The 18,573-nt window shown below is 41.6% G+C and carries 21 protein-coding genes; all 21 read right to left on the reverse strand.

The window, feature by feature from the left end:
- Positions 1 to 6: 6 nt before the first annotated feature.
- On the reverse strand, positions 7 to 810 hold the full coding sequence (trpA, locus tag MHH54_RS10325) for a tryptophan synthase subunit alpha (protein WP_003215706.1): 804 nt from the start codon (positions 808 to 810) through the stop codon (positions 7 to 9).
- Positions 807 to 2,006: a tryptophan synthase subunit beta gene (trpB, locus tag MHH54_RS10330; protein WP_095117833.1), complete on the reverse strand. Its 1,200-nt coding sequence runs from the start codon at positions 2,004 to 2,006 to the stop codon at positions 807 to 809. Before trpB ends, trpA begins: the two co-directional genes overlap by 4 nt.
- The gene (locus MHH54_RS10335; protein WP_003216129.1) at positions 1,987 to 2,646 is read right to left on the reverse strand and encodes a phosphoribosylanthranilate isomerase; all 660 of its coding nucleotides are present in this window, start codon (positions 2,644 to 2,646) and stop codon (positions 1,987 to 1,989) included. Before MHH54_RS10335 ends, trpB begins: the two co-directional genes overlap by 20 nt.
- Before the next feature lie 5 nt (positions 2,647 to 2,651).
- Positions 2,652 to 3,404, reverse strand: coding sequence for an indole-3-glycerol phosphate synthase TrpC (gene trpC / locus MHH54_RS10340; protein WP_003215458.1), 753 nt, complete (start codon positions 3,402 to 3,404; stop codon positions 2,652 to 2,654).
- A complete protein-coding gene (gene trpD / locus MHH54_RS10345) occupies positions 3,397 to 4,419 on the reverse strand; it encodes an anthranilate phosphoribosyltransferase (protein ID WP_003215742.1) in 1,023 nt (340 codons plus the stop codon). The genes trpC and trpD overlap by 8 nt, the downstream gene beginning before the upstream one ends.
- The gene (trpE, locus tag MHH54_RS10350) at positions 4,391 to 5,938 is read right to left on the reverse strand and encodes an anthranilate synthase component I (protein ID WP_003215597.1); all 1,548 of its coding nucleotides are present in this window, start codon (positions 5,936 to 5,938) and stop codon (positions 4,391 to 4,393) included. Before trpE ends, trpD begins: the two co-directional genes overlap by 29 nt.
- 231 nt (positions 5,939 to 6,169) lie before the next feature.
- Positions 6,170 to 6,553: a chorismate mutase gene (aroH, locus tag MHH54_RS10355; protein ID WP_058014812.1), complete on the reverse strand. Its 384-nt coding sequence runs from the start codon at positions 6,551 to 6,553 to the stop codon at positions 6,170 to 6,172.
- Positions 6,550 to 7,641, reverse strand: a complete 1,092-nt coding sequence (aroB, locus tag MHH54_RS10360) for a 3-dehydroquinate synthase (RefSeq protein ID WP_003215928.1) — start codon at positions 7,639 to 7,641, stop codon at positions 6,550 to 6,552. The genes aroH and aroB overlap by 4 nt, the downstream gene beginning before the upstream one ends.
- On the reverse strand, positions 7,641 to 8,813 hold the full coding sequence (gene aroC / locus MHH54_RS10365) for a chorismate synthase (protein WP_088000992.1): 1,173 nt from the start codon (positions 8,811 to 8,813) through the stop codon (positions 7,641 to 7,643). The genes aroB and aroC overlap by 1 nt, the downstream gene beginning before the upstream one ends.
- Positions 8,814 to 8,886: 73 nt before the next feature.
- Positions 8,887 to 9,666 (reverse strand): protein-glutamate O-methyltransferase CheR, encoded by a 780-nt coding sequence (locus MHH54_RS10370; protein WP_003215521.1) that lies wholly within the window; start codon positions 9,664 to 9,666, stop codon positions 8,887 to 8,889.
- A gap of 144 nt (positions 9,667 to 9,810) precedes the next feature.
- Positions 9,811 to 10,257: a nucleoside-diphosphate kinase gene (gene ndk / locus MHH54_RS10375; RefSeq protein WP_003216015.1), complete on the reverse strand. Its 447-nt coding sequence runs from the start codon at positions 10,255 to 10,257 to the stop codon at positions 9,811 to 9,813.
- 130 nt (positions 10,258 to 10,387) lie between these two features.
- Positions 10,388 to 11,350, reverse strand: coding sequence for a heptaprenyl diphosphate synthase component II (gene hepT / locus MHH54_RS10380; protein WP_003215649.1), 963 nt, complete (start codon positions 11,348 to 11,350; stop codon positions 10,388 to 10,390).
- Between the two features lie 24 nt (positions 11,351 to 11,374).
- Complete coding sequence (locus MHH54_RS10385) at positions 11,375 to 12,079, reverse strand: demethylmenaquinone methyltransferase (RefSeq protein ID WP_003215527.1); 705 nt, start codon at positions 12,077 to 12,079, stop codon at positions 11,375 to 11,377.
- A 3-nt stretch (positions 12,080 to 12,082) separates the two neighbouring features.
- Positions 12,083 to 12,850 (reverse strand): heptaprenyl diphosphate synthase component 1, encoded by a 768-nt coding sequence (locus tag MHH54_RS10390; RefSeq protein ID WP_003215666.1) that lies wholly within the window; start codon positions 12,848 to 12,850, stop codon positions 12,083 to 12,085.
- Positions 12,851 to 12,964: 114 nt separating this feature from the next.
- Positions 12,965 to 13,195 (reverse strand): trp RNA-binding attenuation protein MtrB, encoded by a 231-nt coding sequence (gene mtrB / locus MHH54_RS10395; RefSeq protein ID WP_003216082.1) that lies wholly within the window; start codon positions 13,193 to 13,195, stop codon positions 12,965 to 12,967.
- 28 nt (positions 13,196 to 13,223) lie between these two features.
- Complete coding sequence (gene folE, locus MHH54_RS10400) at positions 13,224 to 13,793, reverse strand: GTP cyclohydrolase I FolE (RefSeq protein ID WP_003215789.1); 570 nt, start codon at positions 13,791 to 13,793, stop codon at positions 13,224 to 13,226.
- Between the two features lie 190 nt (positions 13,794 to 13,983).
- Positions 13,984 to 14,262, reverse strand: coding sequence for a non-specific DNA-binding protein Hbs (gene hbs / locus MHH54_RS10405; protein ID WP_003215863.1), 279 nt, complete (start codon positions 14,260 to 14,262; stop codon positions 13,984 to 13,986).
- 374 nt (positions 14,263 to 14,636) lie between these two features.
- Positions 14,637 to 16,115, reverse strand: coding sequence for a stage IV sporulation protein A (gene spoIVA / locus MHH54_RS10410; protein WP_003215616.1), 1,479 nt, complete (start codon positions 16,113 to 16,115; stop codon positions 14,637 to 14,639).
- A 205-nt stretch (positions 16,116 to 16,320) separates the two neighbouring features.
- Positions 16,321 to 17,046, reverse strand: coding sequence for a hypothetical protein (locus MHH54_RS10415; protein ID WP_003215852.1), 726 nt, complete (start codon positions 17,044 to 17,046; stop codon positions 16,321 to 16,323).
- A gap of 18 nt (positions 17,047 to 17,064) precedes the next feature.
- Positions 17,065 to 17,268, reverse strand: a complete 204-nt coding sequence (locus tag MHH54_RS10420; protein ID WP_034318888.1) for a DUF2768 domain-containing protein — start codon at positions 17,266 to 17,268, stop codon at positions 17,065 to 17,067.
- 266 nt (positions 17,269 to 17,534) lie between these two features.
- Complete coding sequence (locus tag MHH54_RS10425; RefSeq protein ID WP_003216041.1) at positions 17,535 to 18,572, reverse strand: NAD(P)H-dependent glycerol-3-phosphate dehydrogenase; 1,038 nt, start codon at positions 18,570 to 18,572, stop codon at positions 17,535 to 17,537.
- Between the last annotated feature and the right edge of the window lies 1 nt (position 18,573).

Raw genomic sequence — 18,573 nt, forward strand, 5'->3', positions numbered from 1 at the left:
TTCACCTCATTTGAATGAATAGAGGGGACTAAATGTTTTTGCATAGGTTTCAAACTCTCTTAAAGCGTCTTGACGAGTATCACTTGCTAACAATTGATCCTGAAGTTCTTCAATTTTTTTTACAAGTGCACTGCCTACAACGACGCCGTCACTCAGTTTATTCATTGCGTCTACCTGCTCTCTTGTTGAGATACCAAAACCGACCGCAACCGGTATGTGACTCAGCTGTTTCACTTGTTGAATAAAATCAGTAATCGATTCGTCAAAGGTTTGTCTGACACCTGTTACACCAAGAGATGAAACACAATACACAAAACCTTCTGCCTGCTCTACTATATTTACTAATCGTTCCTTACTGGTTGGTGCAACGAGCGAAATATATGAAATGTCATATGTTTGACAGTTCTTTTGCAGCTCACTGCTTTCTTCAAAAGGCAAGTCGGGTGTTAAGAGTCCCGAAATATGATTTTTGCGCAGTAAAGCGAAAAAGTATTCTGTGTCTAATTGTAACACAGGATTATAATACGTAAATAGAATTACAGGAATTTTTACACCGTTTTTTTTCATCTTCCCTGCTAATTCTATCGCTTTTACGATATTCATGCCATGATTTAGAGCTCTTTTGGAGGCTCTTTGAATGACAGGACCGTCTGCTAGCGGATCGGAATAAGGAACACCTAGCTCAATCGCATGTGCACCGGCTACTTGAAGGGACAAAGCTAAATCGATCGTGATTTCTTCTGACGGATCCCCTGCTGTAATAAATGGGATGAATAATTTCTCGTCTTGCTCTAATTGAAATGTGATCATTTGGTTTTGCCCTCACTTTCAAGCACATTCATTAATGTATGCACATCCTTATCTCCTCTTCCTGACAGGCAGACAAGGATGATTTCATCTTCACTCATCGTCCTGCTCATCTCAAACGCCTTGGCTAAAGCGTGTGCTGATTCAATCGCTGGCAGAATTCCTTCCTTTTCTGTCAGCAGTTTTAGTGCATCCAGTGCTTCTTGATCTGTAGCACTCACATATTGAACGCGTCCGCTCGCATGTAAATATGCGTGCTCTGGTCCGATCCCGGGATAATCTAGACCAGCTGAAATGGAATAGGGCTCAATAATCTGGCCAAATTCGTCTTGGATTAAATAGGTCAAAGATCCATGAATGACCCCTTTTGTCCCCTTCGTAATGGTTGCTGCATGAAGCGGCGTATCGATTCCTTTTCCAGCCGCTTCTACACCAATCAAATCAATCTCATCATCCAAAAACGCTCGGTACATTCCAATAGCATTACTTCCGCCGCCGACACAAGCAATGACTTTATGAGGGAGCCTGCCTTCTTTTTTCAGCATCTGCTCTTTTGCTTCATCACCAATCATCCGCTGGAACTCACTGACGATTTGGGGATATGGATGAGGTCCTACAACTGAACCAATCATATAGAAATGATCACTACAGTGCTGGACCCAGTAACGAATCGCTTCGTTCGTTGCATCTTTTAATGTGCCGTTTCCGCTTGTGACAGGTATGACTTCAGCGCCAAGGAGCTTCATTCGGAATACATTGAGAGATTGTCTCTCCACATCCTCTTTTCCCATAAATACCGTGCACGATAATCCAAACTTGGCGGCCACCGTTGCAGCTGCTACTCCGTGCTGTCCAGCGCCTGTTTCTGCGATGATGTTTGATTTCCCCATTTTTTTTGCAAGCAGTGCCTGACCAAGTGCATTGTTGATCTTATGAGCACCTGTATGGTTTAAATCTTCTCTTTTTAAATAGATTTTTGCGCCGCCGAGGTATGCAGATAATTGATCAGCATATGTCAGCGCAGTCGGTCTGCCTGAATAGTTTTGCAATAGAGAAAGATATTCTTGCTTAAAGGCTGGGTCTTCTTTTAATTCGTTAAATGCTTGTTCTATTTCTTTGAGTGGCTGCATGAGCGTCTCGGGAACAAATTTCCCTCCGAATTCTCCATATCTGCCAAGCTCATTTGGATATGCGTACATCGTTTAACATCCTTTCTTCGAGCGCTTTGATCTTAGCGCTGCTTTTCTTCCCGTTTTCTTCTATGCCGCTTGAAAGATCGATCGCTTTTGGGCTATAGGCAAGAAGCTCTGGCAGTGTTTCTGGTGTTATTCCGCCGGCAATGATGCATGCTTTCTTCAGTCGTTTTGCTTGCTGATTGTATACAGGTACCGCTTCCCATGTAAAAGCTGTGCCAGAACCGCCTCTCATCCCTTTTACTTTCGCATCAATGAGAAAACCATCGACAAACGGCGCAAATGCCGTCATTTGATCAAGGGTTTCTTTTATATCGGGATCGTGATGAAAGACTTTCCACACTACCGCCCCTGTTTGTTGTTTTATTTCTTTTGCATCCTTTCTTGTTTCATCTCCATGCAGCTGCACGATATCTAAAGGAATATGCTTTGTGATGTCACACACTTTTTGGATTTTTTCATTTACAAATACACCAGTAATCTTTTTCCTGCACTGCGAATCGGTGAGCCATTGTTTCACTTGATCTGGATCGACTTGCCTTTTACTTGGAGCAAAAATAAATCCGATCGCATCTGCTTGAGATTGCGCAATGCATTCTACATCTTCTAGTGAGACCGCCCCGCAATATTTTAAAAAAGGCTTCATCGTGGTCATTCTCCAAATAACGTCTGAACGGCTTTTTCTTGTGAGGGTTCTCTCATTAATGATTCACCTACAAGGACAGCACTCGCTCCATGTTTTTTGACAAAGGTCAGATCATCAAATGTCTGAATACCGCTTTCACTTACTAGCAAGACATCCTTTGGAACAAGTGGTGCAATCTCTTTAGTTTGCTCAACTGTTGTTTTAAATGTCTTTAAATTTCGGTTATTCACGCCAATGATTTCGGGGGTGAATAGGTTTAAGATATGTTCCAGTGTATCTGCTGCATGAACTTCGACAAGAATATCTAGTCCTTTTTCCTTCGCTTCAGCATAGAATTCATGAAGCTGTTGCGGTTCAAGTACTTCTCCAATTAATAAAATGGCATCTGCACCGATACGTCTTGACTCTTCTATTTGTATGGAATCGATGATAAAGTCTTTTCTTAAAATTGGACGTGCGACTTTTTCTTTAATTAAGGAAAGATACTCGTTCTTCCCTTGAAAAAATGGTTCATCTGTTAAGACTGATAAGCAATCAGCATTCGATTTTTCGTAGGCTTTTGCTGTTTGCAGAGGATCAAAATTTGGCTGAATGATTCCTTTGGAAGGAGAAGCCTTTTTCACCTCAGCAATCAGCCCAATCGAGCGGTGAGGGTTCATGAGTGCTTCTTTAAATGATCGTCTTTCAAAGTGTCCATCCGCAGGTAACTGCAACGTTTGGATATGTTCTTTTTTGCGTGCAATGATTTGATTAAGCATAGATCTCTTCCTCTTTCGTTTTTTGTTTTAAACGAGCCAATTGTTCTTTGGCTGCTCCGTTTTTAATCGTTTCTAATGCTTTTAATGTTCCTGCCATGAGGCTTTCTGACTTGCCCGCGACATATAAAGCCGCCCCGGCATTCAGAGCTGTAATATGAAGCGGCGCCCCTCCTGTTTGATGATTCAATATATTCTGAATCAATTTCGCGCTCTCTTCCGGTGATTGGACCTGAATATCTGATAAGTATCCTTTTTCCAGTCCAAAGTCTTCTGGGTTTAGTGTATATTCTGTCATGGCACCTTTTTTGAGTTCAATCACATATGAATTGGCTGTAATCGTTAGTTCATCCAGCCCGTCTTCCCCGCATACAAACAGGACATGCTCTGGCTCTAATGGGGCAAGGGCTTCCGCCATTAATTTTGCCTTTTCCTTTGCATACACACCGATGATTTGCTTTTTGGCTTGCATCGGGTGGCAAAGCGGTCCTAATAGATTAAATACCGTCCGGAAGCCAAGCTGCTTGCGGACTGCTGCTACTTGTTTCATAGATGAATGGTACAGTGGCGCAAATAAAAAGCCCATGTTTTTCTCTTGTATTTGTCTTCTTGTTTCTTCTGGAGTAGATTGAATGTGAATCCCAAGACACTCTAGCACATCGGCACTTCCGCTTTTTGAAGAGACTGAGCGATTTCCGTGTTTTGCGATTTTAGCACCAGCGGCGGAAGCTACAATAGCAGCTGCAGTTGATATATTAAATGTGGAGAGTCCATCGCCTCCTGTGCCGCATGTGTCAACGACATCAAGCGATCTTTCCGCTGGTTCTGCTTTTTGCCGCATGGCCCTCACGAAGCCTGTCATTTCTTCAGCGGTTTCTCCTCTATGCGCTAAAATCGATAGACTTGCAGCGACTTCAGCATCTGTTAAAGAGCCGCTCATCATATCATGCATTAGTCTATGTGCTTCATTTTCTGATAGGAAGCCTCCGTTAACAAGAGCTGATAGTCGCTGATTCATCCTGCACACTCTCCTTTTCTGAAAAAATATGTTCAGCAAGCTGAATGGCCCTCAGAAGCGCTCCTGCCTTGTTACATGTCTCTTCCCATTCATTTTCTGGCACAGAATCTGCGACAATGCCAGCGCCTGCTTGTATGGAAGCGATCTGATTTTTGACGCTCATGGTACGAATGGTAATACAAGAGTCGATATTGCCGTCGAACCCAATATAGGCAATACAGCCGCCATACGTTTCCCTTGGCTCAGGCTCCATTTCATTTAATAATTGCATCGCTCTTATTTTCGGTGCCCCTGTTAATGTGCCTGCTGGAAATGCGGACATGAGTGCATCAACTGGGTGTGTATCCTGCTTTAGCTTCCCTGTCACAATGGAGATGATGTGCATGACATGTGAAAAGTTCACAACTTTTGTAAAGGTCGGTACGGACACGCTGCCGTATTCTGCTACGCGGCCGACATCATTTCTGGCTAGATCTACTAACATGTAATGTTCTGCTTTTTCTTTCTCATCTTCTAGCAGCTCTCTTGCCAGTGCGGCATCCTCTTCTTTTGTTGCTCCTCTTTTTCTAGTGCCTGCAATAGGATGAATTTCTAGGTGCCTATTTTTGGCATGAATTAATCGTTCTGGTGAGCTTCCGACTAAATCACGGTCTTTTAATTTCATAAAATACATGTATGGAGATGGATTCACAATGCGAAGCACACGGTATAATTCAAATGAACTCACTGACACTGGGATATCAAAGCGCTGTGAGAGTACGCCTTGAAAAATATCACCCGCTCGAATGTATTCTTTGATTTTTTCTACGTCCTTTAGAAATTGTGTTTTTTCATAGGTTGATGTCACATGTTCAAAGGACGGTGATTCGTTCATATTCCCTGATAAAATCAGTTCTTTCATATCAATCTTTGTGTGGAGCTTGTGAATCATCTGTTCAAGCCGCTTTTGATTTTCTTTGTAAGCTCGTATTTTTTCGTCTTCTGTTTCATTTCCGGTTAGCTGGGTGTATTGGATAAAATGAACATGATTCGTTTCATGATCAAAGGCAATCATCGTTTGGCAGACAAATAGAGTACAATTGTCTGTCGTTGGTGCGCTTAGATGCGGCCTGACAGATGGTTCAATGCTTGGAATAAGATCGTAACTTAAGTACCCAACTGCCCCGCCTGTAAACGGGATGTCAACGTCTGGTGTCTTGATTTGATATTGCTCTTTCATCCAGTCTAATAAGTCTTTCAGTTCTTGTTTTTTCATGACCTCCTGCCCAGCAGCGTCACGTGCAATATATTCGTTTTGATCATCGTGTAAGGTTAAAAAAGGATGTAATCCGATGAAGGAATATCTCGACCAGCTAGAAGACTCATCTTTGCTTTCTAGTAGATACACAATATCTGCCTTGAGTTTTTCGACAATTTGAATCGGTGAGAGCGTATCAACTGTAATGGTTTCAACAATTGGAATCGTTTTGTGGGACTCGCTGTCCCTTAAAAATTGGGTCAAATTTGATTGGGAATTCATAAGCACACTCCTTAAATGGGATTAAGGAGAATGAGGGGACATATAGAGGGTTTGTATGAGTATACGAAATAAGCCTAAAAGAGGGGTACTCTTTTAGGCAGTATGATGAAATAGACGTATCGTATCTCTGCTCAACTCTACTCATCTCAACTACCCTAGTCTCATTCTCATCTTCTCTAAACTTGCAATGCCGTTTACACCTGTGTGTAAACTTCGGCTGTTCATATCGTATTATAATTCCTTGTTTTTTGTCAACTGTAAATCAGGGCGAAGCGTCACAGCTTCTTCCAAGTACACATGCTGCACATCTTCCTGCTTTGTGTCTGTTTGGACCGTCATTAACACACGAATACAATGCTTTAGACCGCCTTGAATGTCCAGCTCCTGCATACAAGTAACAGGCACATACGTCCACCCTTCAAACTGACGAAGGGCTTTTGCCGGAAAAACGGAGTGAATATCTTGTGTAGCTGAAATTAAGATCTGCACGACACGTTCTGGATCTACTTGATTTCTTGAAATAATCGCTTCTAGCAGCTGTTTCGTTTTATTTAATACTTCTGTTTCTGTATCTTCTTTCACTGTTGTAGCCCCACGTATCCCGCGAAACATCATAGACATCCCTCCTCCCGTTTCCATTCTTCGAGCCATTGATGCAGATCATCTTTTGTGAAAGACTGCAAGACAGCATCTCCAACCTGTTTTAATAAAACAAATTGAACGGTTCCACCTCTTGCCTTTTTATCACCAATCATCCGGTCAACAAATGTTTTCGTGGAAATATCTTTGGTGACTTGTACCGGAAATCCGAGTTTTTTCATCCACTCTTTTAGTTCCGTACGATTAAGGCTGAGCCCCAGCTTCTTTTCGCTCACATATAGCGCAAACTGCATTCCGATTGCAATAGCATCTCCGTGTGTAATAACGCCGTATCCATACTCTGCTTCAATGGCATGCCCAAGTGTATGACCTAAATTCAAAAATGCACGCACACCTTGTTCTCTTTCATCTTTTTGAACAATCGACGCTTTGACCTCAATGCCTTGATACAGCATATGTGCGAGCTCGCTTTTTGAGCATTCCGCCAAAGAACGAATAGACATCAGCTCTGTTAAAAAGTCTTCACTTGAGATGAGGGCATGTTTGATGACCTCAGCAAAGCCTGACCTCATTTCAGTTTGAGATAGTGTCTCAAGCATGCTCGTATCATAAATGACGGCTTTCGGCTGATGAAACGCACCGATTAAATTTTTACCGAGAGGATGGTTAATCCCCGTTTTCCCGCCAACTGCACTGTCATGTGCCAGTAGCGTCGTCGGAACTTGAATAAAATCAATACCTCTCATGTAACTAGCAGCAACAAAGCCAGCCAAATCGCCAATTACGCCGCCTCCAAGCGCAATGATGCACGAGGAGCGATCCAGCTGAAATTGTATGGCTTTCGTATGAATATGCTCAAACTCAGCAAAAGATTTCGACTGCTCTCCGCTTGGCACAACCACTTTATGCACAGACCATTTCTGCTTAAGTAATCGAACCATTTCATCACCGTAAATGGCATCAACCGCTGTATCTGTCACGATTAAGAGCTTCGTATAGGAATGCCCCGTGGAAGTCATCAAGTCGACGATATTGCGTTTAATCCCATCACCGATGTATACAGGATAAGTGGCTGAAGACGTCTTAACTTCCAGTGTTTTCATTAAAATTCCCTCTGAAGCTGGCGCATTTTTTCAACATTTTCTTTAATGCGGTCAATTTGATCAAGGCCAAACTGCTCCACTACAGCATTGGCGATTTCCCAAGCCACGACTGCTTCTGCGACAACACTTGCGGCAGGAACAGCACAGCTGTCAGAACGCTCAATGCTTGCGGAGAAAGGTTCTTTTGTTTCAATGTCAACGCTTTGAAGCGGTTTGTAAAGCGTTGGGATTGGTTTCATGACCCCTCTTACGACAATTGGCATACCAGTTGACATTCCGCCTTCAAGACCACCTAAGCGATTTGTTTTTCTCGTATAGCCCTTTTCTTCATCCCAGATGATTTCATCATGGACCTCACTACCATTTTTAGAAGCCGCCTCGAAGCCGATACCAAATTCGACCCCTTTAAAAGCATTGATACTCAGAACAGCACCTGCAAGCTTGCTGTCTAATTTGCGGTCATAGTGAACATAGCTTCCGACTCCAACCGGCATTCCTTCAACGATGACTTCCACAATTCCGCCAATTGAATCACCGTTTTTCTTCGCTTCATCAATGGCATCCATCATTTTTTGACCTGCTTCACTGTCGTAGCAGCGAACAGGTGACTCTTCCGTTACCTTTTGCAAATCTTCAATTGATTCATATGCCGTTTGAGCTGCTTTCACTCCGCCAATTTCAAGAACGTGGCCAGCTACCTTGATTCCTAAATGAGCCAAGATTTGTTTAGCGACTGCGCCTGCTGCTACGCGCACGGTTGTCTCACGGGCTGATGAACGCTCTAATACGTTTCGCATATCACGATGTCCATATTTAATCGCACCATTTAAATCCGCATGTCCTGGTCTAGGGCGTGAAATTTGACGCTTCATTTCACTCTCTTCTTCTTCTGTGATCGGCTCTGCCCCCATCACTTTTGTCCAATGCTTCCAGTCGTTGTTTTCAACGACAAGTGCAATAGGAGAACCTAATGTTTTCCCGTGACGAACACCACTTAACACTTTCGCTTGGTCTTTTTCAATCTGCATTCTTCTGCCGCGGCCGTGACCTTTTTGTCTTCTAGCCAATTCATAGTTGATGTCATCCTGCTCTATGTAAAGTCCCGCTGGAACGCCTTCAATAATTGTGGTCAATTGTGGACCATGTGATTCACCTGCTGTTAAGTATCTCATGACTCGATCTCCCTTCATCGCATTAACGCTTTTAAGTAAAACTATGATAACACACTTACTACTAAAAAGTCAGCTACAACCCCTTCTTTTGATAAAAGAAAGTATCAGCTGATGTGAGTCCAAACTTTTCTGGATGAAAAATTTGTTCAGTTGAACCAACAAATAATACGCCATTTGGTTTTAAACTGCTGCTCATTTTCCTGTAAATCTCTTCTTTTGCCTCTTCTGTAAAGTAGATAAGGACATTTCGGCACACGATAAGATCAAGCTGTTTTTCATAAGGATCTGCTAAAAGGTTGTGTTTTTTAAATTGAATGTGCTTTCGCACCTCATCCTTCACAGTGTAAAATGAAGAATCTTCTTTTGTGAAATATTTTTGCTTGATTTGATCTGGTACCTCTTGCAGTGATCGTTCATGATATTTTCCTTTTTGAGCTGATTGCAGCACTTTATCATCAATATCAGTTGCAATAATTTGGAAGTCTTTCACAAGCGGATGGCTTGATAGCAGCATTGAGAGTGTATACGGCTCCTCTCCTGTCGAACATGCTGCACTCCATATTTTTAGGGTCCCGCTGTTTTTCAAAAGCAGCGGAAGAATTTTTTGATCAAGCACTTCCCAGCGCTGATAGTTTCGGTAAAATTCTGACACATTGATCGTCATTCGATCCATCGTCTCATCTAATAGTGCTCTATCCTTTTCAAGGGCAGCCGCGAACGCTTCAAAATCTCTATATCCTTTTTTATCATAAAGTGACGTTAATCTTCGTTTCATTTGTGCTTCTTTATATAAATTCAGATCCACCCCGGTTAGTTTTTTCCATTTTCCGACAAATACTTGATATTGATCCATCAAAGTCCTCTCCTGTCTCATCTATCTTTGTCCTAGTATAGCTGTTTTTATCGAAAATTTGTATCTTCTCATGCGAAATTTCGTATAGAAATATTCATATAAAAAAGCCAAGGTGCTCATTTGATGAACACCTTGGCTTGAATTTTAATAAATCCAGCTTGAGATGGTTTGATCCCAGTTTGTGAGTTCTTCTTGTTTGAAGAATAAGTTGATTTCTCTTTCAGCACTTTCTGGTGAGTCTGAGCCATGGATAATGTTTTTTCCAACCGTCAATCCATAGTCTCCTCTTATTGTGCCCGGGAGCGCTTCCTTCGGGTTTGTTTTGCCGATAATCTGTCTTGTGACATCTACTACCTGCTCACCTTGCCATACCATTGCAAATACTGGTCCTGACGTAATAAAGTCAACCAATTCCCCGAAGAATGGTTTTTCTTTATGCTCTCCGTAATGTGTTTCTGCTACTTCTTTTGGAATGCTCATTAGCTTTGCACCAACAAGCTGAAGCCCTTTTTTTTCGAATCTTGACACAATTTCACCGATTAATTGTCTTTCCACACCATCAGGTTTGACCATAAGAAATGTTTTGTCCATATACGTTCTCCACCCCGTCATTTATGTATGTATAGGCTTACATTGTTACAAAGTGATCGTATCATTTTTTTATATAATAATCAATTTTTGACAAAAAATTTCACAAAAAAACCAATCAACAATATGTTGATTAGAATTTTCGTTTTCCAATATATTTGGCAATGGAAGCGAGTGACGTTTTCGCTCGTCCTCGAGGAAGTTTGTCTAGCTGTTCGAATGCCTTTTTCAAATACATTTCACTCACTCGAATCGAGCGGTCGATCGCATCTGTTTGTTTGAGGTGTTCAATCACAGGTTTTAGCTGGGTTTCCGTTGTTTCACTATTAATCAGCTTTAATTGTCCTTCGAGTGTAGGATTCTTCAGTGCATATAAGACCGGGAGTGTGACATTTCCTTGTAAAAGGTCTCCTCCAACAGGCTTACCAAGCTCTTCTTCAGTTGATGTGAAATCAAGCACATCATCAATGATCTGATAGGACATCCCGACATAGTAGCCAAACCAGTAAAGGGCTTTATGTGTTTTCTCATCTGTACCTGCTGCTATCGCACCTAACTGACAGCTGCCTGCAATGAGCAAGGCTGTTTTTCGTTTGATTCTTCTTAAATATGTACGTAGGTTTTGATCCATATTGTATTTGTCTTTCACTTGCTCGATTTCACCAAGACAGAGCTCGACGACCATCTTTGACAAAATTTCATGCGCCATTGGGTGATTGATCTTTGTCATATACTCAAGAGATCTTGCAAACATATAATCTCCTGTGTACATGGCAATTCGATTGTCCCATTTTGCCTTAATCGTTGGCTTGCCTCTTCTCAGCTCTGCATCATCAATAACATCATCGTGAACGAGCGATGCCATATGAATGAGCTCAAGCGCAACGGCAACATATTTAATTTTATTAATGTCATAGTCGCCAAACATGCCTGAAAGGAGAACAAAAACGGGGCGGATTCGTTTTCCGCCCGCTTGCAGCAAATGAAGACCCGCTTCACTTAATAATGCATAATCAGAGCGAACTGTTTGTTCAAGCTCTTTTTCAATAATATCGATATCATGATTTAAAAAAGAGATCATTGCTTTTAGTTTCATTATTTTCACCCAAATATCGTTTATTCAAAGCTTCTTTCCGATATGTGTTGCTGCTACACCGCCTGTAAATGGATGATACGAGACATCAGACAGACCCGCCTCTTCGAAAAGAGCCGCCAGTTCTTTCATGCCAGGGAACGCTTTGGCTGATTCTTGAAGCCATGAATACTCCTGATAGCTTTTGGCAAACAGTTTACCAAAGAGCGGCATGATGTATTTGAAATAGACATAGTAGCCTTGTTTAAACCCAATCATTTCAGGTTGCGATGTCTCTAGACAGACAACCATTCCACCAGGCTTCACGACTCTTGTCATTTCTTTTAGCACTGTTAAGTAATCAGGGACGTTCCGTAGGCCAAAACCGATCGTGACATAATCAAATGTGTTGTCCTCAAAAGGAAGCTCCATCGCATTGCCGTGAAGCAATTCAATTTGATTATAGCCCCCAGTCTTCACCTTCGTTTCTCCAACACTCAGCATATTTTTACTAAAATCAAGGCCTTTGACTTCGCCTTTGTCTCCAACAGCATCAGCAAGCGCAATGGTCCAATCGGCTGTTCCGCAGCATACGTCTAATGCTTTGGCTCCTTTTTGAACATTCATCAGTTTCATTGTTTTATCGCGCCACTTTTTATGCTGCTTAAAGCTGATGACGGAGTTCATTTGATCATAGTTTTTATAAATTTTTTCAAATACACCGTGTACTCGCTGTTCTTTTGATTGCTGCATGACTTACCCTTCTTCCACTTTCTGATGATACGCAGGTTCATTTTTCATATGATCCAGGCGATTTAATAGCTCTTTTTGAACGACCGGAGATGAAACAAGATGCTCCTTGATGGATCGTTTGGCCTTTTCATAGCCTTCATTCTCAAAGTTGTCAAAACATGTATAGGCGTCCGTATAGCTATCGTTCAAAAAAAGTTTTAAATGCTTGTCATCTTCTGCTTGTTTCATGAAACGCTTATAAACAAGGAAACGACTTGCAATCTCATTCCAATGCGTTAATTGAAAATGCTCAGAAACCCTTTGGAATAACGCAGACTCAACCGTTGCTACACTTTTGTAAAAGTGCGCTGCATCTTGAATGGATCGATCATACAGTCTAATTTTATGTTCATTGATTTCTTTGATCGCCGTTGCGAGCGTGCGAATCATGTAGATGTCTTTCATGTCAGAGAGAAGAGAATAATAGAGACCGCTGAAATAGTCTCCTGCCAGGATCGTCAGCTGACGATTTTTGAATTCGTCTTGTTTGATCGCTGCAGCAGTTGTGACTTCGTCATGGGTATCAAGGGCAATTTGCACAAGCATCGCCGTTAAAATATAATTTTCTTTTTTCTCTGCATCAATTTGAGCTTCATCAAACATTGCATGAAAAAGAAGGAGCTTATCTTCATCGATGAGTGGTGCACGTAAATGTTTCGCCAAATAAGGATGAGAAAGCTTTTTATTTAATTTTATATTTAGATTAGATAAAATTCCGTAGATGTCTTGCAAAGATATCACCCTTGTCCCAAAAATTACAGTTTCATATGTAGCCCTGCACATTGTATAGAGATTTATTATACCATATCAGCTCTCACTTTTATGCTATCAAGTGCACTCAAGTATTTATTTCTTTGCTTCGCTTTGAATTTCCCCGAAGCTTGTTTGAATGACAGCATCGCCTCTTACTTTGATCGCTGACGTATGCTCAGTAAATTGTGCAATGATGACTTCACCTTTATCGAGCTTTTCGGAATGGTGAAATCTTGTATCAGAGCCTCTAGTTAAGCCGATGACATTTACACCATTTTCATTGGCTTTAATCACTACAAAATCAGATGCTTTATTTTCACTCAATCTGTTCACCTTCCATCTATCTATTGAATTAGTCGTTTTTAATAAAGGAAAGTACTTCTGCTCTTGCCGCTGCATCATTTGCAAATGTACCGCGTACTGCTGAAGTCACTGTTTTTGCGCCTGGCTTTTTCACTCCGCGCATCGTCATACACATATGCTCTGCTTCAACGACAATCATCACGCCATGCGGATTGAGTGTTTCCACCATACTATCTGCAATGGTTGATGTGATGCGTTCCTGAAGCTGCGGGCGTTTGGCAACAGCCTCTACAGCTCTTGCAAGTTTGCTAAGTCCTGTCACTTTTCCGCCGCGCGGAATATAAGCGACATGCGCTTTTCCGTAAAAAGGTACAAGGTGGTGTTCACACATTGAATGGAAAGCAATATCTTTTACAAGAACGAGTTCTTCGTGGTCTTCACCAAAAATGGTTTTAAAATGTTCTTTTGGATCTTCATTTAATCCCGAGAACACTTCTTCATACATTTTTGCTACTCGTTTAGGGGTATCAAGAAGTCCTTCACGATCTGGATCTTCTCCGATGGCTTTTAATATATCGCGTACTGCGTGTTCGATTAGTTCTTTATTTATTTCACTCATGTATTATATCCTCCAAAGGCGATTACATTTCAATCAGATTCTAGCACACTTCAGATCCTAAAAGCAAAGGAGAGCGTTCTAAACGACGCTTTTGAATCAAAAGGAAAAGCCCCTTATGAAAGGGGCTTTTCTAGACCAGTGTGAAACTGTATATGTATAACTCCTGCAATAGGATCATTACACATAACGATTATTTACCTGCCACCGCGTCTTTAAGTGCTTTACCTGGTTTGAAAGCAGGTACTTTGCTTGCAGGGATTTCGATCTCTGCACCAGTTTGTGGGTTACGTCCTTTACGAGCTGAACGCTCACGTACTTCAAAGTTACCAAAACCGATAAGTTGGATTTTGTCACCATTTTTAAGTGCATCTAAAATTGTATCAAAAACAGAATCAACTGCTTTTGTCGCGTCTTTTTTAGATAACTCGCTTGCTTCAGCAACCGCGTTAATAAGTTCTGTCTTGTTCATGCCTTTCACCTCCTCCCAAAAATATGCATTCAATAGATTGTTATCATTTCTTCACAATTCATCTTCTTTCTATACACTTTTTTTGAAAAAAAGAGCGTCTAGAAAGCGGTATACATGGCTTTTCATTAGAAAACAACTCTTTGAAGGAATGTTTGTCCAACAAAGTGAAGATTTTCTGTAAGTAGATTAACACATATGAAATACCATATCAAGCATTTTAAAGGGAAGAATCCTTATTCGTCAAGGATTAAGGGCACTTTTACGAACGAATATTCCTAATTTCAGCCTGAATCTGACTAATCTTTATACAATTGTCTTTTTATGACTCATTCCTTACGCAAAAAAAGACCCCTGTCAATGAGAGGTCTCACATGCTATAGAATAATCGCGATCAAACCGCCTGATCCTTCGTTGATGATTCTTTCAAGTGTTTCTTTCAGTTTATATCTTGCATTTTCTGGCATCAGTGACAGCTTTGCTTGAATGCCTTCTCTGACAAGGGAGCTGAGTGAGCGCCCAAATATATCTGAATTCCAAATCGAAAGCGGATCATCTTCAAAGTCTTGCATTAAGTAGCGGACGAGCTCTTCACTTTGTTTCTCTGTTCCGATAATCGGTGCAAATTCACTTTCTACATCTACCTTAATCATATGAATAGATGGCGCAACCGCCTTTAGTCTTACGCCAAATCTCGAGCCCTGCCTAATGATTTCTGGCTCATCTAAACTCATATCTGACAAGGCCGGGGCCGCAATTCCGTATCCCGTCTGCTTCACCATTTTTAAGGCATCTGATACTTGATCATATTCTGTCTTCGCATGCGCAAAATCTTGCATGAGCTCTAGAAGATGGTCTTTCCCTCTAATTTCTACACCAACCACTTCTTTTAGAATATGGTCATATAGATCATCTGGGGCGTACAGGTCAATCTCCGCAATCCCTTGACCCATTTCAATCCCTGCTAAGCCCGCTCTTTCAATAAAGTCAAATTCACTGAACTGGCCAACAACACGGTCAACATCTCTTAATCTTTTAATATCCTTTACGGTTTCCTTCACTGAGTCCTGATAGCTTTCTCTCAGCCAATGATCTTCTTTTAACACCATGACCCAGCTTGGCAGGTTCACATTCACCTCTAGGACTGGGAATTCATATAATGCTTCACGAAGCACACTAAGGACGTCTTGCTCTCTCATACTTTCTACACTCATGGAGAGTACTGGAATATCATATTTTTGGCTCAGTTCCTGCCGCAGCGCTTCTGTTTCAGGATGATAGGGTCTCACAGAGTTGATCACCATAATAAACGGCTTTCCAACCTCTTTGAGTTCATCAATCACACGTTCTTCAGATTCAATATAATCATGTCTTGGAATTTCTCCAATAGAACCATCCGTTGTAATCACAACACCGATGGTTGAATGCTCTTGAATGACCTTGCGTGTGCCAATTTCCGCTGCTTCATGGAACGGAATTGGCTCTTCATACCACGGCGTGTTGATCATTCTTGGACCATTTTCATCTTCATACCCGCGCGCACCAGGGACTGTGTATCCTACACAATCGACAAGCCTGATGTTGACATCAAGACCGTCACTCACATGAATCGATGCCGCTTGATTCGGAACAAATTTTGGCTCAGTGGTCATAATGGTTTTTCCTGCTGCGCTTTGCGGCAATTCATCCTGTGCTCTTGCACGATCTGCCTCATTATTGATATTCGGGAGCACCACGAGCTCCATAAACTTTTTAATAAACGTAGATTTCCCTGTACGAACAGCGCCAACGACTCCTAAATATATATCGCCTCCTGTTCGTTCAGCGATATCCTTGAAAATATCGACTTTTTCCAAGTGATCCCCTCCCGGACTTGCTATCCTCGTTTTCAAATAAAATACTCTATTCTTCAATCAAACTTGCTTGAAAGGTGTCTGGACAATATATGTGTATGACGTTGTCCTATTTGAATATGACACCTTTTTTTGTTTTGAGAGTATGTTTAGCCATAAAAAAACCTTTCTCCTCATTTATATGCAGAGGAAAAAGGTTCATTCTTGTTTATGACGTCTTTTTTTCTAAAAAGTCAGGCTCACCTTTTTTGTTGATGGTATATGGGACAGAAAACGCGGGTACAAACGGGGTTTCCTGCCAATAGACATCTTGAATGTTTTCACCTGGTTTCAGCTTTCGTTTCGTATTCTTCAAAATATGAGCAAAATCACTGCGGTAATCCACATAGATTTCGCCATTTGATGAAATCAGTAATGGGAGGGAATTCCCTGTCACCGGGCTCATGACCGTAGGCGGCGATTTTAAGCCTAGCTTTTTTTCATTTAACGTATATAAATTGTTTGATACTACTTTGCCGTATGGCGGATATGTATGTTCATCTTGATATATTTTGATTCTAAGCCGTAATTCACTGATGGTTTGCGTCATTTTGACATCAAGCAGTTTCACAGTTGGGTTTTTTTCGACGTCTGTGAGGACATACATATATTCCCCTCCGCCTTCAAAGGATGTAGACGGTACATCGTGTAAATATCTTGGTGACAAGCGCTTAAAGTCGATGACGTACTTTTGATAAACCGGCGTGTCTGCTTCTTTCGTTTCAATCGGCAAAAGACCATTTGTTGCTTTTTGAAATTCCTCAATCGCTGTCTGAACGCTTTGCAGTTGCTCTTCGTACGGCACACGGTTTTCAGTTTTGCGATTTTCTGGATACAGACATCCTGTTAGTAAAATAAGTGCTAACAACGTGACACTGACTTTTGCTTTGATCATCACATTCTTCCTTTTTCTTTATTCATTGACCGGCCCGCTAAATACAACTAAAAACACAATGATACCTGATATCAGCATCAAGCTGTATGCGACGGTCGAGGCTGTTATTTTAAGAAACCGGCTCTTCAGCTTAAATCGACTGAAATAAATGGTTACTACAGCTAAAAACATGAGCCCCATTGAACCAAGTGCAAACCACATCTTGATTAAAGCAAAACTCATCGTGCCTGTCCCCCTTTAAAACGAACAAATTGTAAGCGTTTATATTTCATTCTAAACCAAAAATAAGGTAAATATCAATCATTTTTCCAATCATTCAGAAAAAAGCGCATAAAAAAACTGAAGCAAAGAGGGGGACTCCGCTTCAGTCATTAGGTCGACTATTTTTCCTCATTCTGTAGAGGCAAAGCTCTATTCAAACTTCATTGCTATGTTATGCAAGTCTTCCCCTTCTTGCATCCTCTACATGCCTAAGTTCAGTCTTCCATTTATTTTGTTTGGTTTTCAAACATGTTCACAAGGTCTTCCATTTCATGTGTTTTCACACGTGCCATCAATGATTCGACCGCATCGTCGACCTTTTTCCCTTCAAACAGGACGTGGTAAAGCGCCTCTGTGATCGGCATGCTGACCTTGTATTCTTTGGAGAGCTGATAAGCGCCTTTTGTTGTACGGACGCCTTCGACGACCATCCCCATTTTTTCAAGCACTTCTTCAAGCTTATACCCTTTACCAAGCAGATTTCCGCAGCGCCAGTTACGTGAATGAACACTTGTACATGTCACGATCAAATCTCCAACGCCCGTTAAACCGGCAAATGTCAGAGGATTCCCTCCCATTTTTGTACCGAGACGTGCGATTTCAGCGAGTCCTCTAGTGATGAGCGCCGCTTTTGCATTGTCACCATATCCAAGCCCGTCTGTGATCCCTGCCGCAAGAGCAATGATATTTTTCAGTGCGCCGCCAATTTCTACACCAATCACATCAGGGTTTGTATAAACTCTAAAGTTGTTGTTCATGAACAAATCTTGAACAAATTGAGCCGCTTCAATATTTTCTGATGAGACAGTGACAGTTGTCGGGTGACGCAAGCCTACTTCCTCGGCGTGGCTCGGTCCTGATAAGACGACGACAGCTTCTCTTTTCTCATCCGGGACTTCTTGTTCAATCATTTGAGATATTCTCAGAAGTGTATCTGGTTCAATTCCTTTACTTACATGGACAAACGGCACTTTCGACGTAATCAGCTCATTTGCCTGCTTCAACACTTCACGAATGGCCTTTGTTGGCACAGCGACAATAATAGCGTCTGTCCCCTCTAACGCCTGCTTCATGTCTGTCGTCGCCTGAATGGACGCAGGCAGTGCGACATTTGGTAAGTAATCATGATTTTCATGTTTCTCATTGATTTGGTCAATGAGCTCTTGTCTATGTCCCCACATGTGTACATCATGATGATTATCAGCTAATACAAGAGCAAGGGCTGTTCCCCAGCTTCCTGCTCCAAGTACTGAAATTTTCTTCATT

Origin of the sequence: Bacillus sp. FSL K6-4563, from assembly GCF_038630405.1 — a bacterium.
Lineage (GTDB): Bacteria > Bacillota > Bacilli > Bacillales > Bacillaceae > Bacillus > Bacillus pumilus.

Excerpts from the sequence above, each read along its gene's own strand:
- aroH (WP_058014812.1), bottom strand. The coding sequence starts at position 6,553 with ATGATGTTTCGCGGGATACGTGGGGCTACAACAGTGAAAGAAGATACA.
- hbs (WP_003215863.1), bottom strand. The coding sequence starts at position 14,262 with ATGAACAAGACAGAACTTATTAACGCGGTTGCTGAAGCAAGCGAGTTA.
- trpD (WP_003215742.1), bottom strand. The coding sequence starts at position 4,419 with ATGAATCAGCGACTATCAGCTCTTGTTAACGGAGGCTTCCTATCAGAA.
- MHH54_RS10335 (WP_003216129.1), bottom strand. The coding sequence starts at position 2,646 with ATGAAGCCTTTTTTAAAATATTGCGGGGCGGTCTCACTAGAAGATGTA.
- ndk (WP_003216015.1), bottom strand. The coding sequence starts at position 10,257 with ATGGACAAAACATTTCTTATGGTCAAACCTGATGGTGTGGAAAGACAA.
- trpC (WP_003215458.1), bottom strand. The coding sequence starts at position 3,404 with ATGCTTAATCAAATCATTGCACGCAAAAAAGAACATATCCAAACGTTG.
- trpB (WP_095117833.1), bottom strand. The coding sequence starts at position 2,006 with ATGTACGCATATCCAAATGAGCTTGGCAGATATGGAGAATTCGGAGGG.
- hepT (WP_003215649.1), bottom strand. The coding sequence starts at position 11,350 with ATGAAACTAAAAGCAATGATCTCTTTTTTAAATCATGATATCGATATT.
- folE (WP_003215789.1), bottom strand. The coding sequence starts at position 13,793 with ATGAGTGAAATAAATAAAGAACTAATCGAACACGCAGTACGCGATATA.
- aroB (WP_003215928.1), bottom strand. The coding sequence starts at position 7,641 with ATGAAAACACTGGAAGTTAAGACGTCTTCAGCCACTTATCCTGTATAC.
- MHH54_RS10385 (WP_003215527.1), bottom strand. The coding sequence starts at position 12,079 with ATGCAGCAATCAAAAGAACAGCGAGTACACGGTGTATTTGAAAAAATT.
- aroC (WP_088000992.1), bottom strand. The coding sequence starts at position 8,813 with ATGAGATACTTAACAGCAGGTGAATCACATGGTCCACAATTGACCACA.
- MHH54_RS10420 (WP_034318888.1), bottom strand. The coding sequence starts at position 17,268 with ATGAGTTTTGCTTTAATCAAGATGTGGTTTGCACTTGGTTCAATGGGG.
- MHH54_RS10425 (WP_003216041.1), bottom strand. The coding sequence starts at position 18,572 with ATGAAGAAAATTTCAGTACTTGGAGCAGGAAGCTGGGGAACAGCCCTT.
- trpA (WP_003215706.1), bottom strand. The coding sequence starts at position 810 with ATGATCACATTTCAATTAGAGCAAGACGAGAAATTATTCATCCCATTT.
- trpE (WP_003215597.1), bottom strand. The coding sequence starts at position 5,938 with ATGAATTCCCAATCAAATTTGACCCAATTTTTAAGGGACAGCGAGTCC.
- MHH54_RS10370 (WP_003215521.1), bottom strand. The coding sequence starts at position 9,666 with ATGGATCAATATCAAGTATTTGTCGGAAAATGGAAAAAACTAACCGGG.
- MHH54_RS10415 (WP_003215852.1), bottom strand. The coding sequence starts at position 17,046 with ATGATCAAAGCAAAAGTCAGTGTCACGTTGTTAGCACTTATTTTACTA.